Source organism: Bradyrhizobium sp. BRP22, assembly GCF_020194175.1.
Classification (GTDB): domain Bacteria; phylum Pseudomonadota; class Alphaproteobacteria; order Rhizobiales; family Xanthobacteraceae; genus Bradyrhizobium.
The window spans coordinates 1-17,101 of record NZ_JADYVX010000051.1 but is presented as its reverse complement, the minus strand read 5'-3'; the positions used below and the strand labels follow the sequence as shown (position 1 = coordinate 17,101).

Below are 17,101 nucleotides of genomic sequence, written 5' to 3'. Positions count from 1 at the left end.
GCCCGGCCATATCGCGGATAACCGCGGGTGCGGTGCGGCGACGCAAACAACGGGAATGAGATGATGGATGGAAGCGCAAACGAAACAGTAGCCAACAACCCCGAGCGCCAGCGCTACGAACTCGCGGTCGACGGACATATTGCCGCGGCCTACTACGAGAAAGCGAACGGCGTGATCACCTTCGTTCACACCGAGGTGCCGCCGGAGCTCGGCGGCAAGGGTATCGGCTCAAAGCTGGTCCGCGGCGCGCTGGACCACGTGCGCGCCGAGGGTTTGAAGGTGATTGCGCAATGTCCGTTCGTGAAGGCCTTCATCGAGAAGCACGCCGATTATCAGCACCTGCTGAAACGCTGAAGGCTATACATCAGACATGACATCAGTCCGCAACAACACGGCGCAAAGCCGCTTCGAACTCGACGTCGAAGGCGGCATGGCCTTCGCCAACTACCGCGCGACGCCGACGGCCGTCATCATCACCCACACCGAAACGCCGCGCGCGCTGCGCGGCCGCGGCATCGCCTCCGAGCTCGTCAAGGGCGCGCTGGAATTGATCCGCGCCGACGGCCACAAGGTGATTGCCGGCTGCGGTTTTGTCGTCGACTATCTCCGCAAGCATCCCGAATATCGGGATCTCGTGGCGTGAGAGTCGGGCGTCCCGCTACACGATCCGGATCGACATGTCGGGCAGACCCTCGAGCTTGCACAGCAGCACGTCGCCCTTGACCACCGGGCCGACATTTTCGGGCGTGCCGGAATAGATGATGTCGCCGGCCTTCAGCTCGAAGGCTTCCGACAGTTTCGCGATCTGCTCGGCAACGCTCCAGATCATGTTCCGCAGGTCCGAGTTCTGCCTGACGGTGCCGTTGACTGCGAGCGAGATCGCGCCCTTGGTGAAATGTCCCGTCTTGGAAGCTGGATGGAGCGGACCGATCACGGCGGCATGATCAAAACTCTTGCCGATCTCCCAGGGCTTCTTCTCCGCAGCCATGCCGTTCTGCAGGTCGCGCCGGGTCATGTCGAGACCGAGCGCGTAGCCATAGACGTGATCGAGCGCCTTCTCGGCGGGAATGTTGGTGCCGCCGGATTTCAGCGCGGCGACGAGCTCAACCTCGTGATGATAATTCTTCGTCAGCGACGGATAGGGATGATCGGCGACCGTTCCGATCGCAACGTTCTGGATCGCATCGGTCGGCTTCTGGAAGAAGAACGGCGGCTCGCGTGTCGGGTCGGAGCCGCGCTCGATCGCATGCGCGGCATAGTTGCGCCCGATGCAATAGATGCGGCGGACCTGGAATACCTCAGTCTCGCCGACGATGGGAATCGTCGTCGCCGCCACTGGAAACATCGCCTTCGGCCCGACTTGCGCTTCCGCGGACGTAGCCTGCGCGGCCGTTCCCGCCAGCGCGAGCGCGCCGGTAGCAAGCACGGTCCTGCGATCGATCGTGTTCATGGGCGTTCTCCTTCGTTATTGTTGTCTGGCGTGGTCAAAAAAAGGCCCGCGACGATCGCGGGCCTTCGAATCCTTGAGTACAAGCGTCGCCTTAATGCTTGATTTCCGGTGGCAGCTTGCCGCCATTGGCGGCGAGCTTGGTCATCACCTGCTTGTGCAGCCAGATGTTCATGCTCGCGGAATCACTGGTGTCGCCGGTATAGCCGAGCTCCTTGGCAAGCTCCTTGCGCGCGGACAGGCTCGAATCGATGTCGAGCGCCTTCATCAGGTCGACGATCGATGTGCGCCACTCGAGCTTCTCCTTCTTCTCGGCAACCGCCTTGTCAAGGATCGGAGCGACGTCGACGGTCTGTGCGGGCGCTGCAGCCGGCGCGGCCGTAGCACTCGGCGAAGCGCCTGCAGGCGCGCTGCCAGCCGGCGCCGCAGTCGCTGTGCTGCTGCCGAAAATCGAGCTCATGATTTTTCCGAAAATGCTCATCGTTGGCTCCCAAAGGACTTGAGATGTGGTGTCAGGTGGTTCTCTCGGGGCTCTTTTGACCGGCAGCACCTCGCCGGGGTGGCAAATGATTTTACCCGGACCAACCAGGCTTGCCAATGCAACATTCACCGAAGCGTGAGTGCGTCTGTAGCGGTTTGGGAGTACGCTCACGGTTCAGTTCGCGACATGGCCGGTGAGTGTCTTCGCGTCTGGCCTGTTCGTGATCGCTTAGCAGACGGCACGTTGTGCCCTTCGCTGGCGGGCACAGAAATGCGGCCGCGCCGGAGGGAGACAACGACCATGGCCACCTATCACGACAATGTCACATCTCTGACGCAGAGCGGACAGGAAGCCGCGGCTGCGCCCGAGATTCGCACCATCGATCTCGGCAATCTGCACCGCGCGCTGCAACTCGGCTGGGAGGATTTCAAGACCGTACCAAGCCACGCCATCATCCTCTGCGTGATCTATCCTGTCTTGGGTCTGGTGCTTGCCCGCGTCGTGCAAGGCTATTCAGTGTTGCCGTTGTTGTTCCCGTTGGCCGCGGGCTTCGCCCTGCTCGGCCCATTTGCGGCGATCGGTCTCTATGAACTCAGCCGCCGCCGCGAGAATGGTGAGGAGCCTTCCGCGTGGGACGCAATCGGGATCGTCCGCTCGCCGTCATTCGGTGCCATGCTTGGACTAGGAACGCTGCTGTTCGCGCTGTTCGTGACCTGGATCACCACCGCGCAAGCCATCTACGTCGCGGCGTTGGGTTATGCGACGGCGGCGGGAATCCCCGATTTTCTAACGCAGGTGCTGACGACAGCGCAGGGCTGGTGGCTGATCCTGGTCGGCTGCGGCGTTGGCTTCCTCTTCGCCCTGCTCGCACTTTGCATCAGCGTGGTCTCGTTCCCGATGATGCTCGACCGCCATGCCACGACCGGTGAAGCCATGGTCACCTCGCTTCGCGCGGTCGCACGTAATCCGGTACCGATGGCCGTCTGGGGCCTGATCGTCACGGCATTGCTGGTGCTGGGAACGCTGCCGTTCTTCCTCGGCCTCGCCATCGTTATTCCCCTGCTCGGCCATGCCACCTGGCACCTCTACCGGCAGGTCATCGTTCCCGACCCCAATGTGCGACCGCTCATACCGCGCCCGCGCGAGCGCAAGCCTGCTGCCGACTTCCCTGCCAACCTGTTCCCGTGGCGGCGGAAGAACAGGGCGTAAAGCTTCGGCAAATCGATCCCCCCGGCCTGGTGTGCCAGCCCCAGATCGGGGACTCGTACGGTTCGGGCTCCCGCACGTGACGCAGCCTTGGCATGTCGATTGACTCGCTTGGGGAGTGTCGACAAGCCTTGTTTTGGCCGCTGTTGCCGCGAACATTTTGGTAGCGTTTCGAGGCTAATGTCGATGATGATACGTCGACATGGAGTGAACGATTTCATGGGCTTTCGCTTTTCCGTGCGGACTGCACTTGGAGCCCTGCTCCTGACATTGACCACGCCTTCGTTCGCCGCGCCCTGCGGCAGCGGCTCGTTTGACAGTTGGCTGGACGACTTCAAGAAGGAAGCTGCAGCCAAAGGGATCTCGTCATCCGCCATTCAGGCCGGGCTGAATGGTGTCACGCCCGACAAGAACGTGCTCACGCGCGACCAGTCGCAGAAGGTATTCAGCCAGACGTTCGAGGAATTCTCCGGACGCATGGTGCCGCCGCGCCTCACCCGCGGCGCCAACATGATGAAGCAGTATGGCTCGGTGCTCTCCCGTATCGAGGAGGCGTATGGCGTCCCGGGGGAAGTACTGGTAGCGATCTGGGGACTCGAGACCGATTTCGGCGTCAATACCGGCAAATTCCAAACCATACGATCGCTGGCGACGCTCGCCTATGATTGCCGTCGCGCCGACATGTTCAGGGCCGAGCTTCTGGATGCGCTCCGTATCATTGAGCGCGGCGATATCGCCCCGCAGGAACTGCGTGGTGCCTGGGCCGGCGAAATCGGCCAGACCCAGTTCATGCCGTCGAACTACATCAAATTCGCAGTCGATTTCGATGGCAACGGCCGCCGCGATCTCCTGCACAGTGCGCCCGATGTGCTGGCCTCTACAGCGAATTTCTTCGCCAATCATGGCTGGCAACGCGGCAAGAATTGGGAGCCGGGCAGCCCAAACTTCGCTGTGATCCAGCAATGGAACAAGAGCGAGGTCTATGCGCGGACCGTCGGCTATTTTGCCACCCAGCTCACCCGCGTGCCCTAAATCTAGCGGGTTTTCGCGCAAAGCGGACACCGGCTCGCGTCCAGAAAACGCGTCAAAAAATCCAGAGCCTCTCCGGCTTTAAGGAGCCGATCGCTGCGAAACGATCGGCGCCTTTGCGAAGTCTTGCTTGCTTACCTCGCGTCGCCGGCGTGCGCGGCCTTGCTCAGATGCATCGCGCAGACGCCCATCTTGCCACCGAGCAGAGCGTCCTGGGCTTGCGCAATCTCCTTTTGCGCCACGAATTTGCCTGGACCGTCCGCCATGTTCTCAATCATGGATTCGGTCTTGGCGAGATTGTCGCCGCTGCAGCCGGCGCTTACCTTGGCGGCGTGGACCGGAACGGCGGCGTAAGCGATAATCGTCATTGCAGTCGCTGCAATCAGTTTGTTGCGCATGGTATTTCCCCAGTTTCCGAATTATTTGAACGGAAGCCGGCGTCATTGCCGGAATCCGTGAAATCATTGTTCGCCCATCATCGAAAAGTTCAGAATGAATTCCGCGCGATAGAGATGTGATCGACGCTGCGGGCAAAGCACGCATGCGTTGCATCGAATTTTCATTACATCCCGGTAAGGAAAGGCAATCCACGCGACGGATCGTTGCCGCTGGTTGCGGAGCCGGCGGTGGAACGGCACCCGGAGCGCATGGAATTGCGGGATCCGCATCAGCGCGGTGGCAACGGTCCGGCCGGACGATACCAAGACCAGCCGCAGGCTTGGGGCGTCCGGATCCAACTGCCGAACCGCGAGGAATGTTCTTCTAAGAAACAGCGCAAAAGAAATGATTTTGTTTTCATTTCTATAGGATGCATGCGAATCATGCATGGAAAGCGAGTCGCGCCGAGATGACGCCGCCGGCGATCCAAAACCCGAGATTTGCTTTTCGGCTGGTCAGCGGCCACATGTGACGCATGTAACGGGGCGCCATACTTAAGGCAAGCCAGTGATTCTACGGAGCTTTCTGATCCCAATGGCTGCGTTCGCCGGCGCGGCTGCAGCTCCAAGCCTAGCTCCACTGAAGAATTAATCAGACCTTACTCGCGTCATGCATTTTCCACCTAGCTGCACCGCAACATAGCAACTACCGCACCGCATCAACTCAACCTATGTTCATTTCATCGACGATGATGCTTCGCATAAGAGCTGAATCGTAATTTCTAGGAGACTACCATGTTACTCTCGCTCATCCGCATGATCCGGGCCTTCCGCGATTATCAGCGTAATGTTGCCGAGCTGTCGCAGCTTAGCGATCGCGAGCTGGCGGACATCGGCCTCGATCGCTCTGACATTCCGCGCGTGGCCTCTGGGCACTACAACGGCTGATCGTTCGTCAAGCCCATCGATGAACGGATAACGCCCGCTGCTTTCGCGGGCGTTCTCGTGTTTACTCCCCAGTTTCTCTGCCCGGTTTCAGATGCGCTCGCGGAAAAAACGCGCTAACCCTGCGCGATGACTGCGAACACGCCTTCTCCAGATCCCGTCCATATCATCGGCGCAGGCCTTGCCGGTTCTGAAGCCGCCTGGCAGGTGGCGAGCGCCGGCGGACGCGTGGTGCTGCACGAGATGCGCCCGCAGCGGATGACCGAGGCCCATCGCACCGACGGCCTTGCCGAGCTCGTCTGCTCCAATTCCTTCCGCTCCGATGACGCGGCCAACAACGCAGTCGGCCTGCTGCATGCCGAAATGCGCCGGCTCGGCTCACTGATCATGCGCGCCGCCGACGCCAACCAGGTGCCCGCTGGCGGGGCGCTCGCGGTCGATCGCGAGGGGTTTTCCGCTGCCGTCACCAAGGCGCTCAACGAGCACCCGCTGATCGAGATTCGCCGCCAGGAGATCGCTGGCCTCCCGCCCGCCGAGTGGCTCAACGTGATCGTCGCGACCGGCCCCCTCACCTCGGCGCCGCTGGCGGACGCCATCCGTGAGCTCACGGACGAAAGCGCACTGGCGTTCTTCGATGCGATCGCACCTATCGTGCACAAGGACTCCATCGATATGAGCGTGGCATGGTTCCAGTCGCGCTACGACAAGGTCGGGCCGGGCGGCACCGGTGCCGACTACATCAATTGCCCGATGACGAAGGAGCGGTATGACGCCTTCGTCGATGCGCTGCTGGCCGGCGAGAAGGTGGACTTCAAGGATTGGGAGACCAACACGCCCTATTTCGACGGCTGCCTCCCCGTCGAGGTGATGGCGGAACGCGGCCGCGAGACGCTGCGGCACGGGCCGATGAAGCCGGTCGGCCTCACCAATCCAAACGATCCCGCGACCAAACCCTACGCGATCGTCCAGCTTCGCCAGGACAACAAGCTCGGTACGCTCTACAACATGGTCGGCTTCCAGACCAAGCTGAAGCACGGCGCGCAGCAACGCGTGTTCCGGACGATTCCGGGCCTCGAACACGCCGAATTCGCCCGGCTCGGCGGGCTGCACCGCAACACTTTCCTCAACTCGCCCAAGCTGCTGGATTCACAGCTACGGTTGCGCGCGGAGCCGCGATTGCGCTTCGCCGGACAAATGACCGGCTGCGAAGGCTATGTGGAATCCGCCAGCATCGGCCTGCTCACCGGCCTCTATGCCGCAGCAGACGCGCGCGGACAGTCGCTGACTCCACCGCCCGCAACCACGGCGCTCGGTGCGCTGCTCGGGCACATCACCGGCGGCCATATCGAGACGATCGACACGGGTCCGCGCTCGTTCCAGCCGATGAACATCAATTTCGGCCTGTTCCCGCCGCTGGCCAGCCCGCCAACGAAGAAGCCCGACGGCACGCGGCTCCGCGGCAACGAGAAGACGGTGGCGAAGAAGCAGGCGATGTCCGCGCGCGCGCTTGCCGATCTCGACCGCTGGATATCGGACCACTTGCGCGTTGCAGCGGCGGCCTGACTCATGAGCTTGCCGAAAGACGACGCCGCCACCCTGTCGGCGCGATGGCGCGAAGGTGTCCTGCTCAAGCGGGACGTGTTCTCGACCGTGGAGCGCGGGCGCTTTCGCAGCGAGACCGGCGAGACCGACGCGGTATTGCGCCGGCTGGACCATGTGCCGTTCTGGTCGTTTCCACTGGCGCTGCACCTGTTTTCCCGCGAGCGCCGCGCGCTGTCGCTGGCACGCGATCTCGACGTCGGCCCAAAGCTGCTATGGGCCGGAGAACGCGCCCTGGTGCGCGGCTTCATCGACGGCGTGGCGCTGCACCTGGCCAAGCCGCATGGCGATGTCGCCTATTTCCGCTCGGCCAAGGACGCGCTGCGCAAGCTGCATCGCGCCGGCATCTGCCACAACGATCTCGCCAAGGAGCAGAACTGGCTGGTCGGCCGCGACGGCCGCGCCTATCTCACCGATTTCCAGCTCGCCGCCTGCTTCAAGCGCCGCAGCCGCCTGTTCCGCATCGCTGCCTATGAGGATTTGCGGCACCTCCTGAAGCACAAGCGCAGCTATGCGCCCGATGCGCTGACCGCGAAGGAACGCAAGATCCTCGCACGGAAGTCAGTCGTTGCCAGCGTCTGGCTCAAGACCGGCAAGAAGATTTACCAGGCGATTACCCGCGGTCTTTTCAATTTCACCGATCGCGAGGGCGGCGGCCGTAGGCTGGTCAATGACGCGCCGGTCCTGGTCGATCTGATCCGGAAGAATCCGGAGGTCCGCGACACCGCGATCGTTGCATTTGCCGATCGCCGCGTCGGCGTCGGGCTCTATGCCTTCGTCGAAGCCGACGAGGTCGCGCTGGAGCAGAAGCTGCGGAGCACGCTTGCCTCCGCGAAGGGCGTCCGGCCGCCCGAGCATATCCAGGTCGTCCATGCGCTGCCGCGCGATGCCGCAGGCAAGCCGCGCACGGAGATATTGCAGCTCGTGGCGATGAACCAGATCGACCTGATCGAGCCGATGATGCAGAACGAGGCCGATCGCGCCTTCCTCAAGGACATCCTTGAACAGCGCAAGAATCTTCGCGACCGGTTCAATTTCGAGGTCGCCGAAATGGACCGATTGGCGCGCTGATCATCTCGTCACCTCGACAAAGCCATGGTTGCGAACCAACTTCGGAATCGACGCCGAGGGGAGTGCTTTGATGCCGCTGGCGCGTGGCAAGATTGGCGGACATGATTCCGAACGGCTCGCGTTCACGTTCACGATGCTGAACGATGGCGAGACCGTGGAGTGTCAGATCAGCGACGCCGCGATGGACGAGCTTGCAGGGACGCGTGGCACGCCAAGCATCGCACGGCAGAGCCAATTCGTGTCCCTGCGCGACGAAATCGAGAAGATCGCGTCCGACCTGTTCGACGGCGGCCCGGTCGTGAAGGGCCGCACCATCAGGATATTTACCAAGCACGTGCAGAAGTAGCGCGCTGTCAGCCGCCGAACTCTCCTCGCCGCGACGCCCGCCACGTGGTCCACAGCGCCCGCAGCCGTGACGCGACCTGCGGAGCAAAGGGGTCGTAGCCGGCTTGCGACATGCGCGTCAGCTCGCGCTCGGCCAGCGCCAATGGCAGGAAGACCGGCCGTGCCGCCGGCGGAACCGTTGGCAGCAGCGAGCGCGCGGTCTTCAGATGGTCCCTCGCCTCGCCGATGAGTTGGCCGATCGCAGCACGTAGCTGCGGCGTCTGCTTGCCGGAGAACACGTCTTCGAGCTCGCCGCCCTGCTGCTCAAGGAACTGCAGCGGCAGGAACAATTGTCGACGCGACGCATCGCGCGGCAGCGCTGTTATCACTTGCGCGACACCTTGCGCGAGCCCGGCGTGCCGCGCGAGATGAGCGATCTCCTCCGACGGCGGGGCCATCACGCGCGCCGCGAGCGCAAACAGCGCCGAGGCGGTCGCGTCGAGATAGCCCTCCAGCGCCGCCATCGACGGCATCGGATCGTTATAGAGGTCGAACTGGTGCTCCTCGACCAGCCGCGACATCGGCTCGATAGGCAGCCGGAAATTCCTGATCGCGAGCAACAGCTCTGCCGCGACCGGGTTGCCTTCGACACTGCCATGGCCGCTGCCTGCGAGCATGTCGGTCCACCATTGCAGGCGTATCTCGCCAGGCAAGGGCTGGCTGACCAGCTCATGAACCCGGGAGATTTCGACATTGAAAGCGTAGATCGCGAGCAGCGCGCGCCGCGCGGGCGCCGGCACGAACAACGCGGAGGCATAGCGCGCGAAATCATGGGTGCGCACCAGATCGGCGCAGAACGCTGCGGCGTCGGTGCCGCCGGGATCGGTCATGGCACAGCAATCAACGCCGCCGCCACCCGCCGACGCTCGCCCATCATGATGTTGTAGGTGCGGATCGCAGGTCCCGTCTGCATCGTATCCAGCACCACATGCACCGCGCGCAACGCCTCGCGCAGCGCCTTGGGCGCGATCCATACTTCCGTGCCGGTGCCGACGATCAGCGTGTCGATGATGTTGGCCTTCGCGAAGACACGCTCGAGCGAGTATCGGTCGATCTGGCGCGGCTCCGTCACCGGCCAGGCCCAGATGCCATCAGGCAGACAGAGCAGCGAGCCGCGATGTGACATGTCGGCAAAGGCAAAACCGCCCTTGCCATAGGCATCGATCGGCGCCGACCTCGGAAGATGTGGAACGTCCGAGGATTGAGCCATGGTTCGCTACTTCTTTATTGCTGCTTCCGGCTTCTTGGCCGGAGTATCCGGCGCATCACCCCGCGTGGTTCCCACGCCCAGATAGATCAGGATCGGGGCCGCGATGAAGATCGAGGTGTAGGTGCCGACCAGCACCACGCCGAACATCATCACGGCGGTGAAGCTGTGAATGGCATGGCCGCCGAACAAGAGCAGCGCCAATAGCGCCAGCGTCACGGTGACGTGAGTGATGATCGAACGCGACAGCGTCGAATTGATCGACTCGTTGAGGAGCTGCGGCATCGGCATCTTCTTGTAGCGCCGCAGCATCTCGCGGATGCGGTCATAGATCACGACCGTGTCGTTGAGCGAGTAGCCGAGAATCGTCAGCAGCGCCGCGATGCTGGTGAGGTCGAAATCGACCTGGCTGATCGACATGAAGCCGATCGTCAGCACGATATCGTGGACGTTGGCGATCATGGCGCCGAGCGCGAACTGCCATTCGAAGCGGAACCAGAGATAGATCAGGATGCCGACAATCGCGAGCATCAGGCCGAGCATGCCGTAGGCCAGGAGTTCGCCGGAGACACGTGGTCCCACCACCTCGACACGGCGATAATCGACGGAATCGCCGAGCGCGCCGCGGACCTTCTGCACGGCCTCCTGCTGGGCGCTGTCGCCGCCGGGCTGTTCGGCGACGCGGATCAAGACATCGGCCGGACCGCCGAACTGCTGCAACTGGACCTCGCCAAGGTTCAGGTTGCTGAGCGTGGCGCGCATCGCGGCGATATCGGCGGTGCCGGACTTGGCCTGCACCTCCAGCAGCGTGCCGCCGCGGAAGTCGATGCCGAAATTCAGGCCGTGGGTGAAGAACAGCGTGATCGCGATGATCGAGAGCACCGCCGAGATCGGGAAGCTGATGCGGCGGAAGCGCGTGAAGTCGAAATGGGTGTCATCAGGGACGATGCGCAGCGGCGGCAGGAGGTCGAGCGCGCTGACGACGGTCAGCACGGCGATCAGGATGCCAAGGCCGATGAGAAGGTAATGAGTCACAATAGGCCTCTCAGATCGGCACGGTCTTTTGCGGCCGCTTCCACCGCACCCACCAGGCGACGATCAGCCGCGTGAGCGTAAACGCGGTGAAGACCGTGGTGATGATGCCGATCCCGAGCGTGACGGCAAAGCCGCGCACCGGGCCGGTGCCGATGTAGAACAGCACCGCGGCAGCGATGAAGGTGGTGATGTTGGAATCGAGGATGGTCGCGAGCGCGCGCTTGAAGCCGGCATCGATCGCCGAGATTGCGTTGCGCCCGCCCCGCAGTTCCTCGCGGATACGCTCATAGATCAGCACGTTGGAGTCCACCGCGATGCCGACGGTGAGCACGATGCCGGCGATGCCGGGCAGCGTCAGCGTGGCGTTCAAGAGCGACAACAGGCCAAAGATCATCGCGACGTTGATGGCCACCGCGATATTGGCGAACACGCCGAACAGCCGATAGGTGATCAGCATGAAGACGATGACCAGGATCGAGCCGACATAGGCCGCCAGCTCGCCCTTCTCGATCGAATCCTGGCCGAGGCCGGGACCGACGGTACGTTCCTCGATCACGGTCAGCGGCGCCGGCAGCGCACCGGCGCGCAGCAGGATCGCAAGATCGTTGGCGGACTGAACCGTGAAGCTGCCCGAGATCTGGCCCGAACCGCCGGTGATCGGTTCACGGATCACGGGCGCGGAGATCACCTCATTGTCGAGCACGATGGCAAAGGGCTGGCCGACATTCTCCGTCGTCGCCTGGGCGAATTTCCGCGCGCCCGAGGTGTTGAAGCGGAAACTGACGATCGGCTCGCCGGTACGCTGGTCAAACCCCGGCTGCGCGTCGGTCAAATCGCCGCCGGAGACCAGCACCTGTTTCTTGATGACGTACGGGATCTTCGGCGTCTGCGCGCTCATCAGGACTTCGGAATCCGGCGGAACCCTGCCCTGCTGGGCCTGGTCGGGCGGCACCGAAGTGTCGACCATGCGGAATTCCATCTTCGCGGTCTTGCCGAGCAGTTCCTTCAGGCGGGTCGGATCCTGCAGACCGGGCACCTGCACCAGGATGCGGTCGGTGCCCTGGCGCTGGATCACGGGCTCGACGGTGCCGAGCTGGTTGACGCGGCGCTCGACGATCTGGATCGACTGCTCGATGGTCTGGCGGATGCGCTCGGTGATGGCGGCCTGCGGCACCGTCAGGCGGATCAGCCCGCCGCCGGCATCGGAGACTTCGAGGCTGCGCTGACCACTGGAACCGAGCAGACCACCGAGCGGCTGCGACAGCTCGCGCAGCTTGGAAAGCGCGGTCGGCAGATCAGTGTCGCGGCTGATCCGCACCTCCACCGCGTCGTTGCGCGCGTTGAGGCCGGTGTAGCCGATCTTGGCGTCACGCAGCACGCGCCGCACATCGTCGCGGATCTGATCGAGCTTCTCTTTCCTCACATAGTTGGAATCGACCTCGAGCAGCAGATAGGAGCCGCCCTGCAGATCGAGGCCGAGCACCAGGCGCCGCTGCGCCCAGGCCGGCCAGGTCTTGACCTGGGATTCCGGAAAGAAGTTCGGCACGGCGCAAAGGCACACCACGAGCGCCGTGAGAATGATTCCCAGCGCCTTCCACCGCGTGAAATACAACATCGACTCGACCTGTCAGATCAGAAAATGCGGCGCGACGATCAGCTCGCTGATGTCTCGTCCTTGGCCTCGGCCTTTTCCTTCGCCGGCTCGCCCTTGGTGCGCACGCCGGAAATCATCTGCCGCATTTGCCGCACGCGGACGCCATCGGAGATCTCGAACTCGATCTGGTCGTCATCGACCACCTTGGTCACCTTGCCGACGAGCCCGCCCGAGGTCACGACGGTGTCACCGCGGCGGATGTTTTTGACGAGCTCGGCATGGTCGCGCACCTTCTTCTGCTGCGGGCGCAGAATCAAAAAGTACATGATCACGAAGATCAGCGCGAACGGCAGCAGCGACATCAACATGCTGTTGGCATCGCCACCGGCGCCAGCCTGGGCAAACGCAGGAGTAATCAGCATTTGGACAATCCTCGTGTGACGGGAAAGGACCGGCGACGCCTGGCGCGTCAAGCCCGGTCCGGAGCAAATTCGCGCGGACTATAGCGGCGGCCAGCCCAATTGCAACGTTAACAGCCTCTCATTTAGGCCGCTTGCGGGAGCCGCCAAGGCCCGTTAAACGCTGCCCTGTCAGGAACTGCGCAAATGTCGAAAAAAGCCAAAAAATCAGCGCCTCGCGCCATGCCGAAACTGGCCTCCCCAGGCCCCCGCAAAACCGCGACAAAAGGTCCGGCGAGCGAGCCCGACGCCGCCACCGCGGAGCGGATCGCAAACGCGCTGGAAGCGATCGCGCGCCACCTCTCCGCCGCTGCCCCGGACGCCGATGCAGGCGAGCAGCTTGGCGTCGCCGATGCTTTCGTCTGGCACCCGGACGGACGGCTCTCTCCAGTGCCTCGCGTCAGCCGCGTCGAGATCTTCCTGCTCAAGGGGATCGACCGGATGCGCGACATCCTGATCGAAAACACCGAGCGCTTCGCCAACGGCCTGCCCGCCAACAACGCGCTGCTGTGGGGCGCGCGCGGCATGGGGAAATCCTCGCTGGTGAAGGCCGCGCATGCCAGCATCAATCTCGACCGCAAGCCTGCGGATCGGCTGAAGCTGATCGAAATCCATCGCGAGGATATCGAGAGCCTGCCTGCGCTGATGGAAGTGCTGCGCGCCTCCGATTTCCGCTTCATCGTGTTCTGCGACGACCTCTCCTTCGACGGCAACGATGCCTCCTACAAATCGCTGAAAGCGGTGTTGGAAGGCGGCATCGAGGGACGGCCCGAGAACGTCATCCTCTATGCCACATCGAACCGGCGGCATTTGCTGGCGCGCGAGATGATCGAGAACGAGCGTTCGACCGCGATCAATCCCGGCGAAGCGGTCGAGGAGAAGGTCTCATTGTCCGACCGCTTCGGCCTCTGGCTCGGCTTCCATCGCTGCAGCCAGGACGAATACCTCGCGATGGTCAGAGGCTATTGCGACCATTTCGGCATCAAGATCGACGCGGAGGAATTGGAGCGCGAGGCGCTGGAATGGTCGACCACCCGCGGCTCCCGCTCCGGCCGCGTCGCCTGGCAGTTCACGCAGGAATTGGCCGGCCGGCTCGGCGTGAAGCTGACAGGGAAGTAGCGACCTGCAGCCCCGATTCCGCTTCGCTCCATCCGGGCTACGAAACTGTCATTCCCCGCGAAGGCGGGGAATCCAGTACGTCGCGGCCTCTCCACTCAACAACCACTGTCTCTGGAATGCTGGATCGCCCGGTCAAGCCGGGCGATGACAGCGTCTCTGTCATGAGCAGTCCCGCGAACTCAGCTCGCGCCTCACGCGCCGTTGAGGAATTGCAGCGGATCGACGGGCGATGATCCCTTGCGGATCTCGAAGTGCAGCTGCGGCGAACTCACCTCTCCCGACTGGCCCGACTTGGCAATCACCTGGCCGCGCTTGATCGTATCGCCGCGCTTCACCAACAGCTCACTCGCGTGGGCATAAGCGGTGACGTAGCCGTTGGAGTGCCGCACCAGGATCAGATTGCCATAACCTTTCAATTCGTTGCCGGAATAGGCGACCACGCCATCCTCGGCGGCCTTCACGGGCGTGCCCTCCGGCACCGCGAGGTTGATGCCGTCATTGGACTTGCCGTTGGTCTTGGCGCCATAGCCGGTGATTACCTTGCCGCGGGCGGGCCAGCGGAAGGTCGGCAGCGAGCTGGTGGTCTCGCTCGGCTTGACCGCCACCGGTTCCGCCGCCGGAGCAGGCGCTTCGACATTTGCCGCCGGCTGGACCAGCCGGGCTGCCTGCGGCTGCGCAGTCGCGACCACCTTCGGTGCCGGAGCGGCCGGCGCGATTGGAGCAGCGGCGGGTGCCGCAGGCGCCGGCGCTGTGGGCGCAGCCGCGGCGGTCTTGGTGCCAGGGACAGTCAATTTCATGCCGAGGCTGAGCTTGGCGGACTGGTCGAGACGGTTGGCTTTCGCAAGCTCGGCCGGCGAGACGTGATGCTGGCGCGCAATGCTGTGCAGCGTCTCGCCCTTGTTGACGAAATGAACACCACCCGTGGCCGCAACGGTCACCGGCTTGCTCGCCGGCGGCGCCACCGCAGGTACCGGCGCGGCCGCGACGGCAGCCGGGCGTGGAATGATGAGCTGCTGGCCCGGCGATAGCGCCCGCGGCCCCTTGTAGCCGTTGGCGCGCAGGATCTCGGCGGTCGAAATATTGTAGCGCTTCGACAGCACCTCCAGCGTGTCGCTGGTGCCGACGATGATCGTGGTGCCGCCATGGGCGGCCGGCGCGCGCGCCACCGACTGCGGCACGGTGCCCGTCGTCTCCAGACGCGGCGGCTGCTGCGGCGGCGCGTAGGAAGCCACGCCTCGCCCGCCCCCGGACGCGCCCGAGTTCGAGACCGGATAGGATTGCGGCGCAGCAACCGGCGGCGGCAACGGCTGGGACTGGTAGGGCTGCGACTGCGGATAGGGCGATTGCGGCCGCGCATATTGCGGCAGCTCACGCCGCTCGACCGGCTGCTGCGGCACCGAGCCGGTCGACTGGGGCTCGAAGGCGAAGGGATTGCTGGAATAGGAGTTCTGCGAGAAGCGCGACGACATGTCGGCGCTGCACCCGGCAAAACCGAACGACATCAGCGCCAGTACCGCCATCTGCGGCACACGACGCGAGCGAAGCAACTCGACGACAGCGGACATGGTTACTCACTCGTACGCAACAAAATACTGTTTTGAGTAAACACGTACCGAGTAAATAACGCCTTAACCTTCGGAATAAGGTATTGGCGCGAGGTAGCAATCCTGGAAACTCTACAGTTCCCGCGCCACCCCCGGCAGGGCCGGCACGAAGCGGACGTCGACCAATTCCCGGCGCTCGAAGCCGGTCTCGGTCCTGGTCACCCGGACCAATGTCTGGGTACCATGGTGCGGGCCGACCGGCGCGATCAGGATGCCGCCGACCTCGAGCCGCTCCAGAAGCTTCTCCGGGACCTGCTCCATCGCCGCGGTGACGATAATGCGGTCGAAATTGCCGGCGCCGGCCGGCACGTCGAAGCCGTCGCCGAGCATGACTTCGATATTGTAGTAGCCGAGTTTCTCCAGCCGCTCGCGGGCCGTATCGGCCAATGTCCGGTAGCGCTCGATGGTCAGCACATGCTTGCACAGCCGCGAGAGGACCGCGGCCTGGTAACCGGAGCCGGTGCCGATCTCGAGCACCCGGTGATCCCTCTTGAGCTGGAGCTGTTCGGTCATGTAGGCGACCACGAAGGGCTGGCTGATGGTCTGCCCGCAGGCGATGCCGAGCGCACTGTCGCGGTATGCATGCTCGCGGTCATGGGGCTCGACGAAGTGCTCGCGCGGCACCTCCTCCATCGCGCGCAGCACCGCGAGATCGCTGACGCCGCGCCGTCTCAGCGTGAGCTGAAACATCATCTTCTCGGGTGGCTCAGATGTGGTGGCCATAGCTGGTCTCGTTAAGCTTGCTGCCGCGGCGCGGTTGCCGCGCACGATTCTAGCCGATTACTGCCACTCCAATTCGAAATCCCGCGCCAAGGAAAATTTTCCTTCACGATCGCGTTCCCTAACAGGAACCATCTGCACGGCCCGGCGTTGGCGAGCAAGCATTTTTATATACCCCATATGATCGGCAACGACGCACGATCGAAGCTCTGTGAGGCGAGCATGAGTGCGAACGTTTACGTTGCGCCTACGGGAGATATTTGCGAACGTGGCGTGGGGACAGGCAAGGATTCCGTCATGACTGCCACACGGCCTGAGGGCTGTTCTGTGTTTCTCGTCGAAGACGAGGTCATGATCCGGATGATGGTCGCCGACATGCTGGAAGAACTGGGTCACAGCGTGGCGGCCGAGGCCGGCGAGATTTCGGAGGCGGTCAAGCTCGCGCAATCGACCGAGTTCGACCTCGCGATCCTCGACGTCAACGTCAACGGCAAGGTGATCACGCCGGTCGCCGAATTGATCAACGCGCGCAACCGTCCTTTCATTTTCGCCACCGGCTATGGCTCGTCAGGCCTGCCGGAGGAATATCGCGATCGCCCCGCGCTGCAGAAGCCATTCCAGCTCGAAACGCTTGCCCAACTGATCGACAGCACGCTGAAGAGCGCACCGGTCTAGATCACCTCCTGTAGCCCGGATTGCGCTGCGAGACTGGGCAAGAATAGTTTTGAGCGTCCGGCTAGGCTGGCGCGCTCAATTCCGGACAGATCCTAGCTTTTGGGCAGAAGATCAGGGTGTGGAAGCCGGCTATGGCCGCTGACGCAATGT

At 63.2% G+C, this 17,101-nt stretch carries 21 protein-coding genes; 10 read left to right on the top strand and 11 right to left on the bottom strand.

Annotated elements, in window-relative coordinates; translation table 11 throughout:
- Nucleotides 1-60: 60 nt before the first annotated feature.
- Both I6F35_RS36475 and I6F35_RS36470 read left to right on the top strand, forming a co-directional pair.
- Nucleotides 61-354, top strand: coding sequence for a GNAT family N-acetyltransferase (locus tag I6F35_RS36475; protein ID WP_225122460.1), 294 nt, complete (start codon nt 61-63; stop codon nt 352-354).
- A gap of 16 nt (nt 355-370) precedes the next feature.
- On the top strand, nt 371-643 hold the full coding sequence (locus I6F35_RS36470) for a GNAT family N-acetyltransferase (protein WP_225122459.1): 273 nt from the start codon (nt 371-373) through the stop codon (nt 641-643).
- Nucleotides 644-658: 15 nt separating this feature from the next.
- Here the strand turns inward: I6F35_RS36470 and I6F35_RS36465 are convergent, their stop codons facing one another.
- Together I6F35_RS36465 and I6F35_RS36460 are read right to left on the bottom strand one after the other, a co-directional pair.
- Nucleotides 659-1,450, bottom strand: coding sequence for a fumarylacetoacetate hydrolase family protein (locus I6F35_RS36465; RefSeq protein WP_225122458.1), 792 nt, complete (start codon nt 1,448-1,450; stop codon nt 659-661).
- 91 nt (nt 1,451-1,541) lie between these two features.
- Nucleotides 1,542-1,928 carry a DUF3597 domain-containing protein gene (locus tag I6F35_RS36460; protein ID WP_225122457.1) on the bottom strand — a complete coding sequence of 129 codons (387 nt, stop codon included), beginning with the start codon at nt 1,926-1,928 and terminating at the stop codon, nt 1,542-1,544.
- 300 nt (nt 1,929-2,228) lie between these two features.
- Between I6F35_RS36460 and I6F35_RS36455 the strand changes: the two genes are divergently transcribed.
- Nucleotides 2,229-3,137, top strand: coding sequence for a DUF2189 domain-containing protein (locus I6F35_RS36455; RefSeq protein ID WP_225122456.1), 909 nt, complete (start codon nt 2,229-2,231; stop codon nt 3,135-3,137).
- A 216-nt stretch (nt 3,138-3,353) separates the two neighbouring features.
- Nucleotides 3,354-4,166, top strand: a complete 813-nt coding sequence (locus tag I6F35_RS36450) for a lytic murein transglycosylase (protein ID WP_225122487.1) — start codon at nt 3,354-3,356, stop codon at nt 4,164-4,166.
- Nucleotides 4,167-4,297: 131 nt separating this feature from the next.
- On the opposite strand, the gene I6F35_RS36445 is transcribed toward I6F35_RS36450, so the two are convergent.
- Together I6F35_RS36445 and I6F35_RS36440 are read right to left on the bottom strand one after the other, a co-directional pair.
- Complete coding sequence (locus tag I6F35_RS36445) at nt 4,298-4,561, bottom strand: hypothetical protein (RefSeq protein ID WP_225122455.1); 264 nt, start codon at nt 4,559-4,561, stop codon at nt 4,298-4,300.
- Nucleotides 4,562-4,624: 63 nt separating this feature from the next.
- The gene (locus I6F35_RS36440) at nt 4,625-4,990 is read right to left on the bottom strand and encodes a hypothetical protein (RefSeq protein ID WP_225122454.1); all 366 of its coding nucleotides are present in this window, start codon (nt 4,988-4,990) and stop codon (nt 4,625-4,627) included.
- 345 nt (nt 4,991-5,335) lie between these two features.
- On the opposite strand from I6F35_RS36440, the gene I6F35_RS36435 reads away from it, so the two are divergent.
- The 4 genes from I6F35_RS36435 (at nt 5,336) to I6F35_RS36420 (ending at nt 8,501) form a co-directional block, all read left to right on the top strand.
- On the top strand, nt 5,336-5,488 hold the full coding sequence (locus tag I6F35_RS36435; RefSeq protein WP_080663824.1) for a DUF1127 domain-containing protein: 153 nt from the start codon (nt 5,336-5,338) through the stop codon (nt 5,486-5,488).
- 126 nt (nt 5,489-5,614) lie between these two features.
- Nucleotides 5,615-7,048 (top strand): methylenetetrahydrofolate--tRNA-(uracil(54)-C(5))-methyltransferase (FADH(2)-oxidizing) TrmFO, encoded by a 1,434-nt coding sequence (gene trmFO / locus I6F35_RS36430; RefSeq protein WP_225122453.1) that lies wholly within the window; start codon nt 5,615-5,617, stop codon nt 7,046-7,048.
- 3 nt (nt 7,049-7,051) lie between these two features.
- On the top strand, nt 7,052-8,155 hold the full coding sequence (locus tag I6F35_RS36425; protein WP_225122452.1) for a serine/threonine protein kinase: 1,104 nt from the start codon (nt 7,052-7,054) through the stop codon (nt 8,153-8,155).
- 70 nt (nt 8,156-8,225) lie between these two features.
- Nucleotides 8,226-8,501: a DUF1488 family protein gene (locus tag I6F35_RS36420; protein WP_225122451.1), complete on the top strand. Its 276-nt coding sequence runs from the start codon at nt 8,226-8,228 to the stop codon at nt 8,499-8,501.
- Between the two features lie 7 nt (nt 8,502-8,508).
- Here I6F35_RS36420 and I6F35_RS36415 read toward each other — a convergent pair whose 3' ends face one another.
- The 5 genes from I6F35_RS36415 to yajC are packed head-to-tail and all read right to left on the bottom strand — an operon-like array spanning nt 8,509 to nt 12,797.
- Nucleotides 8,509-9,369, bottom strand: a complete 861-nt coding sequence (locus I6F35_RS36415) for a phytoene/squalene synthase family protein (protein WP_225122450.1) — start codon at nt 9,367-9,369, stop codon at nt 8,509-8,511.
- Nucleotides 9,366-9,749, bottom strand: coding sequence for an MTH938/NDUFAF3 family protein (locus tag I6F35_RS36410; RefSeq protein ID WP_225122449.1), 384 nt, complete (start codon nt 9,747-9,749; stop codon nt 9,366-9,368). Before I6F35_RS36410 ends, I6F35_RS36415 begins: the two co-directional genes overlap by 4 nt.
- Before the next feature lie 6 nt (nt 9,750-9,755).
- Nucleotides 9,756-10,781 (bottom strand): protein translocase subunit SecF, encoded by a 1,026-nt coding sequence (gene secF / locus I6F35_RS36405; RefSeq protein ID WP_225122448.1) that lies wholly within the window; start codon nt 10,779-10,781, stop codon nt 9,756-9,758.
- 10 nt (nt 10,782-10,791) lie between these two features.
- The gene (secD, locus tag I6F35_RS36400) at nt 10,792-12,396 is read right to left on the bottom strand and encodes a protein translocase subunit SecD (RefSeq protein ID WP_225122447.1); all 1,605 of its coding nucleotides are present in this window, start codon (nt 12,394-12,396) and stop codon (nt 10,792-10,794) included.
- A 38-nt stretch (nt 12,397-12,434) separates the two neighbouring features.
- Complete coding sequence (gene yajC / locus I6F35_RS36395) at nt 12,435-12,797, bottom strand: preprotein translocase subunit YajC (RefSeq protein ID WP_027579071.1); 363 nt, start codon at nt 12,795-12,797, stop codon at nt 12,435-12,437.
- Between the two features lie 183 nt (nt 12,798-12,980).
- Here yajC and I6F35_RS36390 point away from each other — a divergent pair, with 183 nt between their 5' ends.
- Nucleotides 12,981-13,952: an ATP-binding protein gene (locus I6F35_RS36390; RefSeq protein WP_225122446.1), complete on the top strand. Its 972-nt coding sequence runs from the start codon at nt 12,981-12,983 to the stop codon at nt 13,950-13,952.
- Nucleotides 13,953-14,143: 191 nt separating this feature from the next.
- On the opposite strand, the gene I6F35_RS36385 is transcribed toward I6F35_RS36390, so the two are convergent.
- Together I6F35_RS36385 and I6F35_RS36380 are read right to left on the bottom strand one after the other, a co-directional pair.
- Complete coding sequence (locus tag I6F35_RS36385) at nt 14,144-15,517, bottom strand: LysM peptidoglycan-binding domain-containing M23 family metallopeptidase (RefSeq protein ID WP_225122445.1); 1,374 nt, start codon at nt 15,515-15,517, stop codon at nt 14,144-14,146.
- A 111-nt stretch (nt 15,518-15,628) separates the two neighbouring features.
- Nucleotides 15,629-16,279, bottom strand: coding sequence for a protein-L-isoaspartate(D-aspartate) O-methyltransferase (locus I6F35_RS36380; RefSeq protein WP_225122444.1), 651 nt, complete (start codon nt 16,277-16,279; stop codon nt 15,629-15,631).
- A gap of 294 nt (nt 16,280-16,573) precedes the next feature.
- On the opposite strand from I6F35_RS36380, the gene I6F35_RS36375 reads away from it, so the two are divergent.
- Nucleotides 16,574-16,951 carry a response regulator gene (locus I6F35_RS36375; RefSeq protein ID WP_225122443.1) on the top strand — a complete coding sequence of 126 codons (378 nt, stop codon included), beginning with the start codon at nt 16,574-16,576 and terminating at the stop codon, nt 16,949-16,951.
- Nucleotides 16,952-17,101: the final 150 nt, after the last annotated feature.